Consider the following 16,694-nt stretch of genomic DNA (forward strand, 5'->3'; position numbering starts at 1 on the left):
ATGTCACACCCAGTGTCTCAACCGATACGTTTTTACTATCAGGGCCGCGTCCAAGAAGTCGCGTCCGCTTCACCGACCCGCACTTTGCTGCAGCACCTGCGTGAAGACCGGCATTGCACCGGCACCAAGGAAGGCTGCGCCGAAGGCGACTGCGGCGCCTGCACCGTGGTGATCGGCTCGCTGGTCGACGGCGAACTGGAAATGCGGAACGTCAATTCCTGCATCCAGTTCCTGCCCACGCTGGACGGCAAGGCGGTGTTCTCGGTGGAAGACCTGAAGCAGCCGAACGGCGAACTGCACCCGGTGCAGGAGGCGCTGGTTGAATGCCACGGGTCGCAATGCGGCTTTTGCACGCCCGGCTTCGCGATGTCCCTGTGGAGCTTGTACCTGAAGCAGGAGGGTCAGTCCGAGCCCCTGTGCCGCAAGACGATCGACGAGACACTGTCCGGCAACCTGTGCCGCTGCACCGGTTACCGCCCCATTATCGACGCGGCGCACCGCATGGGCGAACTGCCGCCGGTGCGCTTCGACCGGGAGGCCCTGGCGGCCGCCCTGCAAGACCTGCAACGGGAAACCATGTTCAGCTACACCCACGACGGCCAGACCTTCCACGCACCGCGCACCCTGGCGGAACTGGCGGAACTGCGCACCGCGAAACCGGCGGCCACCATCCTGGCCGGCTCCACCGACGTGGGCCTGTGGGTGACCAAGCAGATGCGCAACCTGGGCGACGTGATCTACGTGCGCCAGGTGAAGGAACTGCACAAGCTGGGCATCGTGGACGGCATGCTGGAGATCGGCGCCGCCGTCTCACTGGACGACGCCTACCAGGCCGTGCTGGCGCATTACCAGGACGCCTCGCTGCACGAGCTGTGGCAGCGCTTCGCCTCGCAACCGATCCGCAGCACCGGCACCCTGGGCGGCAGCGTCGCCAACGGTTCGCCGATCGGCGATTCCGCGCCGTGGATGATCGTGCTCGGCGCCGAGATCGTGCTGAACGGTTCGCAAGGCCGCCGCTCCATGCTGTTGCAGGACTTCTACCTCGACTATATGAAGAAGGACTGGCAGCCGGGCGAATTCGTGGAGGCCGTGCGCATCCCGATGCCGAAGGCGAACCAGCGATTCCGCACCTACAAGCTGGCCAAGCGCTACGACCAGGACATTTCCGCCGTCGCCGCCGCCTACGCCATCACGCTGGAGAACGGCGTCGTGCGCGACGCGCACATCGCCTACGGCGGCATGGCCGCCACCTCGAAGCGCGCCCCGCTGGCCGAGGCCGCGATCAACGGCAAGCCGTGGAACGAGGAGACGCTGAAGGCCGGCATGGCCGCGCTGGCGCGGGATTACACGCCGCTGACCGACATGCGCGCCACCGCAAGCTACCGTATGAAAACCGCACAAAACCTGCTGCGCCGCTTCTGGATGGAAACCCGTACCGAAGACGCGCTGCCGGCATCCTCCGTCAATGCCTTTGCCTTCAATGAAAGGAGCGCGGCATGAACAGCAAGTCCGAAGCATTCATGACCCTGGGCGCGGCCAAGGGCTGGTCCGAGGTCGGCCAGAACCATCCGCACGAATCGGCCATCCTGCACGTACTGGGCGAGGCCACCTACACCGACGACATCCCCGAGGCGCAAGGCACGCTGCACGCCGCGCTGGGCCTGTCCACCAAGGCGCACGCGCGCCTGCTGTCCATCGACCTGGAGCCGGTGAAAGCCATGCCGGGCGTGGTGGCGGTGTACACCTACAAGGACATCCCCGGCACCAACGATTGCGGCCCCATCATCCACGACGACCCCATACTCGCCGAGGAAAAGGTCGAGTACGTGGGCCAACCCATCTTCATCGTCGTGGCCGAAACGCACGACCAGGCGCGCCACGCCGCGCGCAAGGCCGACATCCAGTACGAGGAACTGCCCGCCATCCTGACGCCCGAGGCGGCGCGCGACGCGGAATCGTTCGTGGTGCCGCCGATGCGCCTGCAGCGCGGCAACGCCGAGGAGGCGTTCAGGCATTCGAAGAACTTCCTCAAAGGGAAGCTGCACGTGGGCGGCCAGGAGCAGTTCTACCTGGAGGGCCAGATCTCCTACGCCCTGCCGAAGGAAGGCAAGGGCATGCACGTGTACTGCTCGACCCAGCACCCGACCGAGATGCAGCACGTGGTGGCCCACGCCCTGCACTACCCGTCGCACGCGGTGGTGATCGAATGCCGCCGCATGGGCGGCGGCTTCGGCGGCAAGGAATCGCAGTCCGCGCTGTGGGCGGCCTGCGCCGCCGTCAGCGCCGCCACGCTCAAGCGCCCGGTGAAGCTGCGCGCCGACCGCGACGACGACATGATGGTCACCGGCAAGCGCCACTGCTTCTACTACGAGTACGAGATGGGCTATGACGACAACGGCCTGATCACCGCCGCCAGGGTGCAGATGGTGACCCGCGCCGGCTTCTCGGCCGACCTGTCGGCGCCGGTCGCCACCCGCGCGATCTGCCACTTCGACAACACCTACTACCTGAGCGACGTGGACATCCGCGCCATGGCCGGCAAGACCAACACCCAGTCGAACACCGCCTTCCGCGGCTTCGGCGGCCCGCAGGGCGCGATCGCGATCGAGTACATCGTCGACGAGATCGCCCGCAACCTGGGCAAGGACGCGCTGGACGTGCGCAAGGTGAACTTCTACGGCCGCAACGACGAGGAAGGCCGCAACTACACGCAGTACGGCCAGAAGGTGGTCGACAATGTCATCCACGACCTGGTGGGCCAACTGGAAAACGAGAGCGCGTACCGCGCCCGCCGCGAAGCCATCGACAAGTTCAACGCCACCAGCCCGGTGCTGAAGAAGGGCCTGGCGCTGACCCCGGTGAAATTCGGCATCGCCTTCAACGTGACGCACTTCAACCAGGCCGGCGCGCTGGTGCACATCTACACCGACGGCTCGGTGCTGGTGAACCACGGCGGCACCGAAATGGGCCAGGGCATCAACACCAAGGTGTGCCAGGTGGTGGCGCACGAGCTGGGCATTCCGCTGGCCAGGGTGCGCGCCAGCGCGACCGACACCAGCAAGGTGGCCAACACCTCCGCGACCGCCGCCTCGACCGGCGCGGACTTGAACGGCAAGGCCGCGCAGGACGCCGCCGCCACGCTGAACAAGCGCCTGCGCGCCTTCGCCGCCGCCACCTACAACTGCGATCCGGACGAGGTGGTGTTCGCCAACGACGTGGTGTACGCCGGCGGCGCCACGGTCGGCTTCCCGGACCTGGTGCAGAAGGCCTACCTGGCCCGCGTGCAGCTGTGGTCGGACGGCTTCTACGCCACCCCCGGCCTGTCGTGGGACCGCGAGAAAATGAACGGCAACCCGTTCGGCTACTTCGCCTACGGCGCCTCGGTGTCGGAAGTGATCGTCGACACGCTGACGGGCGAATGGAAGCTGCTGAAGGTGAACGCGCTGTACGACGCGGGCAATTCGCTGAACCCGGCCATCGACGTGGGCCAGGTGGAGGGCGCGTTCATCCAGGGCATGGGCTGGCTGACCACCGAGGAACTGTGGTGGAACAAGGCCGGCAAGCTGATGACGCACGCGCCGTCGACCTACAAGATCCCGGGCGTGTCCGACTGCCCGGAGGACTTCGACGTGCGCCTGTTCAAGAACCGCAACGCCTTCGACAGCATCCACCGTTCCAAGGCCGTGGGCGAACCGCCGCTGCTGCTGCCCTTCTCCGTGTTCCTGGCGATCCGCAACGCGATTGCCTCGGTGGGCGGCCACAAGATCAATCCCCCGCTGCGCGCCCCCGCGACCAGCGAGGCGATCCTGGACGCCGTGGAGGCGGTGCGCGAACAGGCCGCCGCCTGATCGCGCCGGTTGATGGAAAATGAAAGCCGGGCCTGACTAAGGCCCGGTTTTTTTTCGCCCGCCGGCGGTGTTACTACTTTGACAGTAGTGACCCGGCTGGCCCGTTTGGTGCCGACATGAAGACTATCTTTTTCAGTATGCTGCTTCTGCTGCAAGCCGCGCACGCGACGGCCGGCGGCGCGGAGCCCGAGCTGCGCGTGTGCAGCCTGACCCTGGCGCCGCAGACCATGGAGGACGCGGACGGGCGGCCCGCCGGCTACGCGGTGGAGATCCTGCGCCATGTGGCCGCCGCGCTGCGCTGGCGCATCAGGATCGATTACATGCCCTGGGCCAGGGTGGCGTCCGAAACGCGCGCGGGGCGCTGCGACATGGCGATGACGGTCCTGTACTTCAAGGACTACGCGGAATACATGCTGTTCCCGCGCGAATCCATCCTGGACCAGAAGAACGTGCTGGTGGTGCGCCGCGACAGCAGGATCAAGTACGACGGCGACCTGGAGAAGTTCATGCGGCGGCGCTCCATCGGCCTGTACGCCGACAAGCGCGTCAACGACGAATTCGAACAACTGCGCCACGCCTCCTGGGCCAGGGTGGACACCGTGGCCACCGCCGCGCTGAACATGCGCAAGCTGCTGGTCAAGCGCTTCGACGCCATCGTCGAGAACGACTTGAACATCATCCACGAGATGCGCAAGCTGGGACGGCTGGACGACGTGGAGATCCTGTCGCCGCCGCTCAGCGTGACGCCCGCCTACATCGTCTTCGCGCACAAGCCGGAATCGGAGGCCAGGGCCAGGCAGTACGACCAGGCGCTGGCCAGCTTCAAAAAGACCGCGAAGTTCAAGACGCTGACCAGCCAATATCTTCCCGAGACGGCCGTGGCCGATTGAGTGTCGCCCGCCGCGCGGTGATTATTGCGCTGCTGACCGCCCAATTAAGAGTATAGTTATTTGCCTCGGAACAGGAATTAGCAGCGAGGATTTACCATGAACAAACTCATACTTCAAGCCGCGATGGCGCTGGCGTTCACGGCCGCATCCGGCTACGCGTGCGCGGGAGCCACGGTCACCTACGTCAACCCCGACAAGATGACCGATGTGCCCCGATTCAATTCGGAACTGGAATCCATGGAAGCCCTCTTCCGCGAACACGTCGACAAGCTGGCCGCCAAGCTGCCGGCGGGGCAGGAGTTGAAGGTCGAGTTCCTGGACATCGATCTGGCCGGCGACGTGTTTCCCCGCGTGCCGGTCCAGGACGTGCGCATCATGCGGGGCCGCGCGGACTGGCCGCGCATCCATCTCCGCTACAGCGTGGAACAGGACGGCAAAGTGCTGCGCAGCGGCGAGCGCCGCCTGGCCGACGCGGCTTACCTGATGGGCTACAACCACTACAACAACGAGTTGTACGGGCACGAGAAGCAGATGCTGGACGACTGGTTCCGCAAGGACGTACTCGCGGCCCGCTAGGGCCGGCCGATCTATCGGCTCTGCTGCTTCACATACCTCATCTGGTTGACGAAGGTGTCCACCCAGTACACGTCCTTGTGCGCGGCGAGGTGCTTCAGCAGTTCCTCGTGCGCCTCGGTGGACACGCTCGAGTAGTCGCCCCCGACGCCGTGGAAGGTGATGTTCGCCATCGTGCCTTTCGCGGCGGCCTCCCGCACGATGGCGATCAACTGCTGGCCCGTGACGCCGCTCGGGAAGGACACGCCCACCGCGTAGGGATCGAGCTTGCCCATGTCGGCCGTCACGCCGCTGCCGCCTTCGAGCTTGATGGCGACGAATTCCGACTTGACGGCGTCGATGTAGTTCCGCCCGCCCGCGTTCTTGTCGATGCAGGGCGCGGTGAAGCTGCGTTCGCGCTTGCCGTCGATGGCGTACAGCATGGTGTTGGCCATGACCACCTGGTCGCGCATCTGGGCCACGCTCATCTTGTCCAGGTCGCGGTGCGCCGCCACCCACTCGCGCCCGGCGGGTGAGCCCGAGCACTGGTGGAACAGCGTGTGGTTGGCCAGCTCGTGGCCCCGTTCCGCGGCGGCGCGCCATTCCGGCAGGCGCCGCTCTATGGTCTCGCTGGCCAGCGACAGGTAGAAGGTGCCCTTCAGCCCATGCTGGTTCAGCGCCGGTATCGCATGGTCGAGCTGCGAGGGCAGCGCGTCGTCGTAGGCGAGGTTGACGGCCGCCTTCTGCCCGTTCGGCCACTTGAACGCCGCGTCGGCCGCGCCGGCGCCGGCCGGGAACAGCGCGGCGCCGGCGCACAGGGCCAGCATCAGGCGGATGCTCACGCCTTGCCCCGCGTGTTGAGCGCGCGGTAGCGGAAGTCCCGCATGCGCACCGTGCCCTGCCCCGCGCTGTAGACGCCGACCTTCAGGCTGAGGAAGCCGCCCAGCACATTGTGGTGCATGCCCGACACCTCCATTTGCCACGGGTGCTGCGTCCAGTTCTTGCCATCGTGCGAGTAGCTGAAGGTCACGATGTGCCGGTCGTTCCGCACGCGCAGGTGCACGGTCGACGTGGGCATCTCGGTCCGCATCCAGCTCTGCTCCTCGCCGTAGTTCCAGGTGTACATGTGCGTCCCGCTGAAGCCGAGGCCGACGAACATGCGGTCGCTGTAGTGCAGCAGCAGGCCGCCCTGCGCGCCGCCGGAAATGTCGAGCGTCACCGTGGCCTCGTAGGCGCGGTCGCCGACGATGAAGGTGAGCGGCGAGCAGTTGGCGGGCGCGGTGCCCTTGCCGGCCACCGAGATGGCCCGGTCCTCGAATCGCACGCGCTGCATTTCACCGGGCGCGGGGTTGAAGAAGCTCCACTGCACGCCGAATTTGTCGGCCGGGAAGCCGCCCGACTTGGCGTAGTCCGACGGACCGGCCTTGCCTTTCCTGGGCATCGGCAACGGCGACGACAGGTCGCCGCCCTTCACCTTGAACCAGCCGTCGCTGGTCCATTCCACCGGTTGCAGCAGCGTCTGCCGGCCCAGCGTGCGGTAGCCGTTTTCGTAGCCGTGGTAGACCATCCACCAGTCGCCGGCCGGCCCTTCCACCAGCGTGGCGTGGCCGCGCGACCACCACATCTCGTCCGCGCTTTGCGTCCGCAGCAGCGGGTTCTGCGGGCAGTGCTCCCAGGGCCCGTGGATGGAACGGGAGCGCGCGGCGATGACCATGTGGCTGGTGGGCGGGCCGGAGGTGCCGCCAACGGCGGTCACCAGGTAGAACCATTCGCCGCGCCTGAGCAGCTTGGGCCCCTCGGGCGCGAACATCTCCACCACCCAGTCCTTGGGATACTGCCACGGCGCGTAGGCCTGTTCCAGTTCGCCGTCGGTGGCCAGGCCGTCGTCGGTGAGGCGGATGCGGCGCACGCCGTTGACGAACAGGTAGCGCTTGCCGTCCTCGCCGACGATGTGGCCGGGGTCGATGGCGCCCGAGATCTTCAGGTCGACCGGCTCGCTCCACGGGCCCTTGATGTCGTCGGCCCAGATCACGAAGATGGACTGCTTGCCATCCGGGTCGGCCGGGATGTAGATGAAATAGCGGCCATTGTGCTTGATCAGGTCCATGGCCCACACGCTGCCCAGGGGCTTGGTGAGCGCCGGTCCGATCGGCGCCCAGTTCACCAGGTCGCGCGAGTGCCAGATGATGGCGCCGGGATAGGAGAAGAACGACGAGAACGTCATGTAGTAATCCGCGCCGTCCTTCAGGATGGTGGGATCGGGGTGGTCGCCGGCGATGATGGGGTTGAGGAAGGTGCCATTGCCCAGGTCGGCCTTGCGCTGCCCCTCTATGCCGGCGGCCCACACCGGCTCCGCCGGTTTCGTCGCGCAGGCGCGGGCCGGCGCGGCCTGCGAGACCTGCGGCGCGATCGCGGCGCCCGCCAGCAATGCCTTCAATGTGGTGCGTCTGCTTGCTTTCATTTACTCTCCTGGTTTGTGATGGCCAGACGCAGCACCAGCGCGCTGCGCGGCGCGATGCGGGTCTCTAGTTTGGTGCTGGTGTCGCCCGTCCGCTTGCCCCAGACGTCGCTCCAGCGGTAGGTGGTTTTACCGAATTCGGCCGAGCGCTTGCTGACGTCGTCGCCTATCGGATGCTCGCGCCAATCATGGCGGTAATCGATGGCCTGGCCGGAACGGTTCAGGAACATCAGCGCCCACTGTCCGTCGGCCAACGGCCTGGCCCAGACTTCCATCCGGCCGTCGGCGTAGGCGCGGAACGCCGGTATGCCCAGCTTGTCCTGGTTGATGGCGATGATGCCCGCGTGGGTCAGGATGCGGCGCGTCGCTTCCGGCATCGTACGCAGGTCGTTGCCGGAGATGAGCGGCGAGGCCAGCATGGCCCAGATCGACATGTGGGCGCGGTCCTCGTCCTCGGTCATGCCATTGCCCACCTCCAGCATGTCCATGTCGTTCCAGTGGCCGGGACCGGCGAACTTGCGCGCGGGCGCCTGCTTGTCGAGGATGCGCAGCACGCCCAGCGAACTCCAGCTGCCATGGCCGATCTCGCAATCCCAGCATGGCGCGATGTCGCCGGTGGTGCGCCACGAATGGCCGACCGGGCCGGCCCATTCCCACGGCTTGTTGTCGCCCCACTCGCAGATGCTGAACAGCATGGGGCGGCCGGCGGCGCGGATGGCGTCGCGCATGGTGGTGTAGGCCGCCTCCGCGTTCAAGCCCTTGGTGTCGCACCAGTCGTACTTCACGTAGTCGATGCCCCAGCGCGCGTAGGTGATGGCGTCCTGGTATTCATGTCCCCGGCTGCCGGGGTGGCCGCCGCAGGTGGTGGCGCCCGCGTCCGAATAGATGCCCAGCTTCAGGCCCTTGCCGTGCACATAATCGGCCAGCGCCTTCATGCCGGACGGGAAGCGCTTGGCGTCCGGCTGGATGTTGCCGTCCGCGTCGCGCACGCCATGCCAGCAGTCGTCGATGTTGATGTACTGGTAGCCGGCGTCCTTCATGCCCTGCTTCACCATGGCGTCGGCGGTCTCGCGTATCAGGCGCTCGTCGATCTCGCAGGCGAACTTGTTCCAGCTGTTCCAGCCCATTTGCGGCGTGGCGGCCAGCTCTTCGAACTTCTGCGCCATGGCGTGGCCGGACAGCGCGGCGCCCAACAGCATGCACGCCCCCAGACGCGCCTTGAACCTGAACTTCATGGTGTCTCCTGGTGTAGTGTCACGGCGCGGGCTTGCCGTAAACGATGCCCCGGCCGGCGGTGCTCATGTAGACCACGCCGTAGGTGTTCATGTCGCCCGCCACGAACTGGCCATTGCCCGGGCCGCCGTACTGGTGCCGGTCGTCGTTCACGCGCACCCAGCTGGCGCCTGTATCGATGGAACGGTACACGCCGCGCACGCCGTCGACGGTGCCCCAGATGTAGATGGCCGGATAGGCGGCGCCGGCCGCGGCCTTGCCGAAGCCGACCGCGCCGCAATGGCTGACGCTGGCCAGCGTGGCGAACGAGGCGCCGGAATCGGTCGAGCGGGCCAGGCCGCCGTTGTTCAGCGCCACCCAGACATCCCCTTCCCGGTCCGGCGCGACGCGCACCACGTTGGAACCGCCGGCGGCCAGCGAGGCCCTGGCGCCGAAGGACGCGCCGCCGTCGGTGCTGACCCGCATCACGCCGTTGTCGTAGACGTAGAATTTGCCGGAGTCGACGGGGTCCGCCACCGGGCGGAGGTTCGCGGCCGCCAGGCCGCGGATCGCCGTCCAGGTGGCGCCGGAATCGATGGAACGGTAGCTGGTGGTGGAACCCTCGGGGCTGTGCAGCAGCGTCGCGCCGTCCGCGGACAGGGCGACCTGGCCCTTGCCGCCGTTCAGGCTGGCGGTCTTGGTCCAGCTGGCACCGCCGGTGGTCGAGTAATACATCTCCTTGCCCACTCGTACCATCGCCGCGGTGTTGGCCGCCGCCACGGCCAGGCCGGTGGTGGTGCCGATGCCGGGCTTGTGGATGGACGCGTAGCGCGTCACGTCGTCATGGCGGAAGCCGTCGTAGTCGCCGATGACCGAGACCAGCGGTCCGCCCGGGACGCTCACCAGGCCCAGCGGCACCGTCTCCTCCAGGCCCGCGACGTTGAAGGTCCAGGTGGTGGTGGCGGCGTTGATGTCGGCGGTCTTGAAGATGCCGTTGCCGGACGTGACCCATGCCGCCTTGGTGTCGAAGGGATCGAACACGATCGTGCTCGCCCAGTGGATCGCGTGGCCGTTGATCCATGATATGCCGGCCGTGTTCTTGGCGAAGCCGCGCGCCACCACGTCGGTCCAGCTGGCGCCGCCGTTGGTGGACAGGAAGAGGCGGTCGCCCTTGGCGTCGCCCTGCGGCAGATAGGTGCTGATGGTGGAAGCGGCCAGGCGTTGCGGATTGTTCGGATCCACGCTGATGCCGCTGAACGAGGCGCTGTAGCCCGACGGCGTGACGTCGGTCCAGGCGCCGTTGCCGGTGTTGTACTTCCATATCTGGCCCTTGTCCATGGGCTCGGGCCGCGACGGGTGGCCGTGCGGACCGGCGCCGTTGGCGTAGGTGAGGTACAGGTTGCCGGCGCCGTCCAGCGCGGCGCGCTGCGGCATCAGCGTGGCGGGCGCGCCACCCACGGCGGTGAAGCTGGCGCCCGCGTCGTCGCTGCGGTAAAGACTGGGGCCCACCGAGCCGTAGCGCGACACGCCCACATACAGGCGCCGCGCCACGCCGCCGGACACGCTGGCCGGGTCGGGCATGACGAAGCTGATGCCGGCCCCGTTGGGCGTGGTGGTGACGTTCAGTCCCGCCATGCGGGTCCAGCTCGCGCCCGAGTCGGTGCTTTTGAACAGGCCGTTCCAGCGCGTGCCGGCGTACAGCACGTTGCCCGAGCCCGGGTCGACCGCCAGCCGCTCGCCGTTCTGCCGTCCCATGCCGTTGCCGTGCGCCTTGAACTGGGCGGTGACTTCGGTGACGGCGAAGGTCTTGCCGTAATCGCTGGAGCGCAACACGACGCTCCTGCCCTTGTTGGCATAGCCGATGCCGGCCACCATATACACCTTGGCCGCGTTCTTGGGATCGACCGCCAGCGACTCGACGCCGAGGTGGCCGCCCTCGTCCTCCGCCACCCAGTCCAGCAAGGGCATCCAGCGCGCGGCGGCCTTGTCCCAGCGATAGGCGCCGCCCACGTCGGTGCGGGCGTAGACCACGCCCGCTTCCGCCGTGCTTGGAATGACGGCGGAAACGAAGCCGCCGCCGCCGATGGCGACGCTGTCCCACGCGTAGTTCGCCGACGGGGCGGCGTGGCTGGCGCAGTGCGCCAGCGCGGCGGCCACCAATAGGGTTTTCAGCAGTGTCATCCGCCGCTACTCCTTTGTTTATTCCAACTCGTTCCCGCTTCCGCCGAAACGACAAAAAGGCAGCGCCCCGCTTGCGCGGGGGCACTGCCGAGTGGCCGTCGTAAAACAGTTACGGCTTGCCAACCACGATGCCGCGGCCCGCCGTGCTCATATACACCACGCCGAAGGTGTTCATGTCGCCGACGACAAAATTACCGTTGCCCGGGCCGCCGTACTCGTGCGCGTCGTCGTTCACGCGCACCCAGCTCGCGCCGGTGTTGGTCGACCTGAACAGCCCGCGCACGCCGCCCACCGTGCCCCAAATGTACACGGTCGGGTAGGTGGCGCCCACGTCGGCCTTGCCGAAGCCGACCGCGGCGCAGTTGCTCACGCCGGAAATGGTGCTGAACGAGGTGCCCGAATTGGTCGAGCGGGCCAGGCCGCCGCCATTCAGCGGTACCCAGATGTCGCCCTCCCTGCCCGGCGCGACGCGGATCAGGTTCGAACCGCCGGACGCCATCGTGCCGCGCGCCTGGAAGGACGCGCCGCCATCGGTGCTGACCATCATGGTGCCGTTGTTATAGGCGTAGAACTTGTTCGAGTTGACGGTGTCGCCCACCGGACGCAGGTCGGCGGTCGACAGGCCGCTGATCGCCGTCCAGCTGGAGCCCATGTTCCACGAGCGGTAGCTGGTGGTCGAACCCTGCGGGCTGTGCAGCAAGGTCCCGCCGTTGGCCGACAGGGCCACCTGGCCGAAGGTGCCGTTCATCACCGGGGACTTGGTCCAGCTGGTGCCGCCGTCCCAAGTGTAATACATGCTGCCGTTGCCCGTGCGCACCATCGCGCCGTTGTTGCCCACGGCGTGCGCCAGGCCGATGGTGGTGCCCATGCGCGGCGCGTGGATGGGGGCGTAGGACGCGACGTTGGTGTGGCGGAAGCCGTCGTAGTCGCCGATCACCGACACCACGGGGCCGCCCGGCACGCTCACCAGGTTGAGCGGCACGGTCTCCTCCAGTCCCTTGACGTCGAAGCGCCAGGTGGTGGTGGTCGCGTCGATGTCGGAGGTCTTGAAGATGCCGTTGCCGGACGTGACCCACACCGACTTGCTGTCGTAGGGATCGAACTCGATCGATCCGGCCCAGTGGATGCTCTCGGTCGAGATCCACGACACCCCGCCGGTATCCATGGCGTAGCCGCGCGCGATCACGTCGGTCCAGCTGGCCCCGCCGTTGGTCGAGATGTAGACGCGGTCGCCCCATGCGCTGCCCTGCTGCATGTAGGTGTTGGTGGTCGAGGCGACCAGGCGCTGCGAATTGCCGTTGGCCACGCTGATGCCGCTGAAGGCGCGGTTGATGCCGGCCGGCGTGACGTTGGTCATGGCGCCGGTGCCCACGCTGTACTTGTAGATCTTGCCCTGGTCCATAGGCTCCGGCTGCGACGGGTGGCCATGCGGCCCGGCCCCGTTGCCGTAGGTGATGAACATGTTGCCGGCGCCGTCGTAGACGGCGCGCTGAGGCATCAGGTCCGATGGCGAGCCGCTCACCGCGGTGAAGGTGGCGCCGGCGTTGTTGGTGACGTACAGGTTGGTGCCGACCGAGCCGTAACGCGACACGCCCACCAGGATGCGCTGGGCCACGCCGTTGAACAGGCTGTGCGGATCGGGCAGCACGAAGCTGATGCCCGCCTCGTTCGGCGTGGTGGTCACGTTCAGGGCCGTCATGCGGTTCCAGGTGGCGCCCGAGTCGACGCTCTTGAACAGGCCGTTCCAACGGGTGCCGACGTACAGCGTGCTCGAGGTGCCGGGATCGACCACCAGCCGTTCGCCGTTCTGGCGTCCCATGCCGTTGCCGTGGGTTTTGAACTGGGCGGTGACGTCGGTGATGGCGTAGGTCTGGCCGTAGTCGCTGGAGCGCAGGATCACGGTCTTGCCGCCGTTGAAGTAGGAGATCCCGGCCAGCATGTAGACCTTGGCCGCGTTCTTGGGATCGACGGCGAGCGAGTCGACGCCGAGGTAGCCGGTTTCGTTTTCCGACACCCAGTCCAGCATGGGCTTCCATTTGAGCGCGGTTTTGTCCCAACGGTAGGCGCCGCCCACGTCGGTGCGGGCGTACACCATGCCCTGCTCGGTCTTGCTTGGAATGACGGACGAGACGAATCCGCCCCCGCCTATGGCCACGTTGTCCCACGTGTACGCGGCGGCGCTGCTGGCGGCGAACGCGAGCACCGCGGCCAGCATCGGCATTGATTTCAATACTTTCATTGCGCTTCTCCGGTTGGTTTCTTGAAGTTGCAAGACAGGTACTGCTGTGCGATTCCGGCTGGAACGTTAGCCGAGATGCGCGTCACGGCCGGCACGCCGCCGCCGCGTCCAACCCAGGGCCGCCACGCCCAGCCCGATCAGCGCGATGCTGCCCGGTTCGGGCACGTCGCTGGCCCGGCTGAAGGACAGGTCATCCATGACGAACCAGCCCTTGTCGCGCGTGATGCTCAGGCGCGCGACATTGCTGAAGCTGGCGGCGATGAAGGCGTAGTTGGACGTGATGGCCATGTTGCCGGTGCTGCCGATCAGCTGGTTCGCGCTGTTGTACGCGCTGATGTTGACCCAGCTGGCCTTGGCGCCGTTGGTGCCGGGAGTGGCGAACCAGGCGCCGGCGAAGTTGAAGGGATCCAGGCTGCTCATGGTCAGCAGGTTGTTGGCGCCGAAGCCGTTGCTCAGGAACTTGGTGCCCGAGTGCGCGGCGTTGCCATAGCCGGCCACCGAGGTGTCGCCCAGGAACATGTTGCCGCCCCACGTGAAGCCGGCGTAGGGAGTGGGGCTGGCTTTGTTGATGCCGGCCAGTTTGCCGCCCGCGTTCAGATCGTCGAAGTTGATGACGGTGGCGTGCGCCATCGATGCCATGGTCAGGCCGGTGCTGGCGATCAAGCCGATCAGGAAGTTTTTCATGATGTCCTCTTGTGCTGTGGGGAGGCGCCGGGGGCGCCTCCGATCGATATCAGTTGCAGGCGGCGCCGGTGACGGCCGGCACCGTCGCGGCGTTGTAATTGCCGACCACCATGCCGACACTCACGGTCGCGCCGGGGGCGATGTTGGTGTTCCAGCTCTCGGTGGCGGTGGCCGTGAAGGTCGGCGACGTGCCCGAGATACCGCCGTTCCACCAGCCGCTGATCGTCGAGTTCTCGCTGTAGGTCCAGCTGACCGACCAGCCGTTGACGGTGGTGGAGCGGTTGTTGGTGATGCGGATATCGGCGATGTGGCCACCCTGCCAGGAGGCGGTGATCACGTATTCGCACTTGTTGGCCGGCTGCGCCGGCGCCGTGACGACGCTGGAGTTGACGGTGGAGACCGTCACATCGCCGTCGTTCCCGGCCGTCGAGCCGTACACCATGCCGCGGCCCACCGAGCTCATATACACGGTGCCGTAGGTGTTCATGTCGCCGGTGACGAACTGGCTGTTGCCGGGGCCGCCGTACTGGTGCGCGTCGTCGTTGATGCGCACCCAGGTGACGCCCTTGTCGATGGAACGCAGCATGCCGCGCACGCCGCCCACCGTGCCCCACATGTACAGCGTGGGGTAGTTGGCGCCCGGGGCGGCCTTGCCCAGGCCGACGGCGCCGCAGGCGGTGACGTTGCCGATCTTGCCGAAGGTGGCGCCGCTGTCGGTGGTGTGCGCCAGTCCGCCGCCGGACAGGCAGGCCCAGACGTCGCCTTCGACGCCCGGGGTGGCGGCGATGAGCTTGGACCCGCCGGCGGTCAGCGCGCCCTGCGCGCTGAAGGACACGCCGCCGTCGTTACTCACCAGCATGCGGCCGTTGGCGTTGTCATAGGCGTAGAAGCGCAGCGGATTGACCGCGTCCGCCACCGGTTGCGCGTCGCGCACGCTCAGGCCGGTCACGGTGGTCCAGCTGGCGCCGAAGTTGGCGGAGCGGTAGGTGGTGGTCGAACCGGACGGCGTGTGCAGCAGGATCTGCCCGTCGGCCGACAAGGCCACCTTGCCGAAATTGCCATTGATGACCGCGGCCTTGGTCCAGCTGGCGCCGCTGTTGGTGGAGTACTGGATGGCGTTGCCCACGCGCGCCAGCACGCTGCCGTCGGCGCTGGCGGCCAAGCCGGTGGTGGTGCCCATGTGCAGGTTATGGCGCGCGCCGTATTGCGCCGGGCTGGCCTGGGTGAAGCCGTCGAAGTCGCCGATCACCGACACCAGCGGGCCGTTCGGCACGCTGATCGCCGCGAACGGCACGCTCTCCTCGATGCCGGCCACGTCGAAGCCCCAGGTGGTGGTCGGCGCGTCGATGTTGGTGGTGCGGAACAGGCCGTTGCCGGAAACGACCCAGGCGCTCTTGCTGTCGAAGGGATCGAACTCCACGCTGCCGGCCCAGTGGATGGACTCGCCGTTGATCCAGTTCGCGCCTTTCGGGTCGATCGCGAAGCCGCGGCCAATCACGTCCACCCAGGTGCGGCCGGCGTCGCGCGAGGTGAAGATGCGGTCGCCATAGTTGCCGCCCTGCGGGTACCAGACGTTGGTGGTGGACGCCACCAGGTGCAGCGGATCGGCCGGGTCGATGCTGATGCCGCCGAAGGGGCCGCTCATGCCGGCCGGGGTGATGTTGGTCCAGTTGCCGCCGGCGGCGTCGTATTCCCACACTTGGCCGGCGTTCATCGCCTCCAGCGTGGTGGGATGCGGGCCGGCGCCGTTGGCGTAGGTGATGTACAGCTTGCCCTCGGGCGACATCACCGCGCGCTGCGGCATCAGGCCGGTGGGGCCGCCCTCGACCGGCTCGAAGGTCTCGCCGCCGTCATAGCTGAAATACAGGTTGGGGCCGACCGAGTCCAGGCGGGACACGCCGACGAAGATGCGCTGGGCGGGGCCGCCGTCCACGCTGGTGGGGTCCAGCAGCACCAGGCTGATGCCGTTGTCGTTCGGCGTGGACGTGACCGGCAGCGAGGCCACCCGGCTCCAGGTCGCGCCCGAATCGGCGCTCTTGAACAGGCCATCGCGGCGGGTGCCGGCGTACAGAACGTTGCTGGCGCCCGGATCGACCTGCAGCTTCTCGCCGTTCTGGCGACCCATGCCGTTGCCGTGCACCTTGAATTGCGACGTGATGTCGACCAGGTCGAAAGTCTGGCCGTAGTCGCTGGAGCGCAGGATGGCGCTCTTGCCGTTGTTGAAGTAGCTGGTGCCGGTCATCAGGTAGACATTGGCGGCGTTGTTCGGATCGACCGCCAGCGATTCCACGCCCATCAGGCCGTCGCGCCCCTCGGGCAGCCAGTCCGTCAGCGCCACCCAGCGCGCGCGGTTCTGGTCCCAGCGGTAGGCGCCGCCGACGTCGGTGCGGGCGTAGACCACGCCGCGCTCGGATTTGCTCGGGATCACGCCCGACACGAAGCCGCCGCCGCCCATGGCCACGGCGTCCCATTTGTAGGTTTCCGCCTGGGCGGTCGACATCAACAGCGCGGCGGCCAGCAGCGCACACATAGGTTTCAAAGTCACAGGCACTCTCCTTCAGTTATTTTTTTAATCACGGCACAGGCGATATCCATCCCGCCCCCGTGTGGAGGGGGCAGGTGGAAACAAG

11 protein-coding genes are annotated in these 16,694 nt (G+C 67.1%); 4 read left to right on the forward strand and 7 right to left on the reverse strand.

The features are described from left to right. The first annotated feature begins 12 nt into the window (after positions 1 to 12). The 4 genes from xdhA (at position 13) to BM436_RS16915 (ending at position 5,314) form a co-directional block, all read left to right on the forward strand. Positions 13 to 1,500 (forward strand): xanthine dehydrogenase small subunit, encoded by a 1,488-nt coding sequence (gene xdhA, locus BM436_RS16900; protein WP_093556705.1) that lies wholly within the window; start codon positions 13 to 15, stop codon positions 1,498 to 1,500. After that, positions 1,497 to 3,848 (forward strand): xanthine dehydrogenase molybdopterin binding subunit, encoded by a 2,352-nt coding sequence (gene xdhB / locus BM436_RS16905; protein ID WP_093556706.1) that lies wholly within the window; start codon positions 1,497 to 1,499, stop codon positions 3,846 to 3,848. Before xdhA ends, xdhB begins: the two co-directional genes overlap by 4 nt. A gap of 116 nt (positions 3,849 to 3,964) precedes the next feature. Next, positions 3,965 to 4,738 carry a substrate-binding periplasmic protein gene (locus tag BM436_RS16910; RefSeq protein WP_093556707.1) on the forward strand — a complete coding sequence of 258 codons (774 nt, stop codon included), beginning with the start codon at positions 3,965 to 3,967 and terminating at the stop codon, positions 4,736 to 4,738. A 96-nt stretch (positions 4,739 to 4,834) separates the two neighbouring features. Continuing rightward, entirely contained in the window at positions 4,835 to 5,314 is a 480-nt protein-coding gene (locus BM436_RS16915; protein ID WP_093556708.1) for a DUF3016 domain-containing protein, read from the forward strand. 11 nt (positions 5,315 to 5,325) lie between these two features. Here BM436_RS16915 and BM436_RS16920 read toward each other — a convergent pair whose 3' ends face one another. The 7 genes from BM436_RS16920 to BM436_RS16950 form a co-directional block, all read right to left on the reverse strand. Then, positions 5,326 to 6,132: a polysaccharide deacetylase family protein gene (locus BM436_RS16920; protein WP_229490375.1), complete on the reverse strand. Its 807-nt coding sequence runs from the start codon at positions 6,130 to 6,132 to the stop codon at positions 5,326 to 5,328. Continuing rightward, positions 6,129 to 7,751, reverse strand: a complete 1,623-nt coding sequence (locus tag BM436_RS16925; protein WP_093556709.1) for a family 43 glycosylhydrolase — start codon at positions 7,749 to 7,751, stop codon at positions 6,129 to 6,131. Before BM436_RS16925 ends, BM436_RS16920 begins: the two co-directional genes overlap by 4 nt. Next, a complete protein-coding gene (locus BM436_RS16930; protein ID WP_229490377.1) occupies positions 7,748 to 8,983 on the reverse strand; it encodes a glycoside hydrolase family 27 protein in 1,236 nt (411 codons plus the stop codon). The genes BM436_RS16925 and BM436_RS16930 overlap by 4 nt, the downstream gene beginning before the upstream one ends. Positions 8,984 to 9,002: 19 nt before the next feature. After that, the gene (locus BM436_RS16935; RefSeq protein WP_093556710.1) at positions 9,003 to 11,141 is read right to left on the reverse strand and encodes a WD40/YVTN/BNR-like repeat-containing protein; all 2,139 of its coding nucleotides are present in this window, start codon (positions 11,139 to 11,141) and stop codon (positions 9,003 to 9,005) included. A 109-nt stretch (positions 11,142 to 11,250) separates the two neighbouring features. Continuing rightward, positions 11,251 to 13,380, reverse strand: coding sequence for a sialidase family protein (locus BM436_RS16940; protein WP_093556711.1), 2,130 nt, complete (start codon positions 13,378 to 13,380; stop codon positions 11,251 to 11,253). A gap of 66 nt (positions 13,381 to 13,446) precedes the next feature. Continuing rightward, on the reverse strand, positions 13,447 to 14,064 hold the full coding sequence (locus BM436_RS16945; RefSeq protein WP_093556712.1) for a PEP-CTERM sorting domain-containing protein: 618 nt from the start codon (positions 14,062 to 14,064) through the stop codon (positions 13,447 to 13,449). 49 nt (positions 14,065 to 14,113) lie between these two features. Next, complete coding sequence (locus BM436_RS16950; RefSeq protein WP_143133194.1) at positions 14,114 to 16,609, reverse strand: cellulose binding domain-containing protein; 2,496 nt, start codon at positions 16,607 to 16,609, stop codon at positions 14,114 to 14,116. Positions 16,610 to 16,694 lie beyond the last annotated feature (85 nt).

Origin of the sequence: Pseudoduganella namucuonensis, from assembly GCF_900116645.1 — a bacterium.
Lineage (GTDB): Bacteria > Pseudomonadota > Gammaproteobacteria > Burkholderiales > Burkholderiaceae_D > Rugamonas > Rugamonas namucuonensis.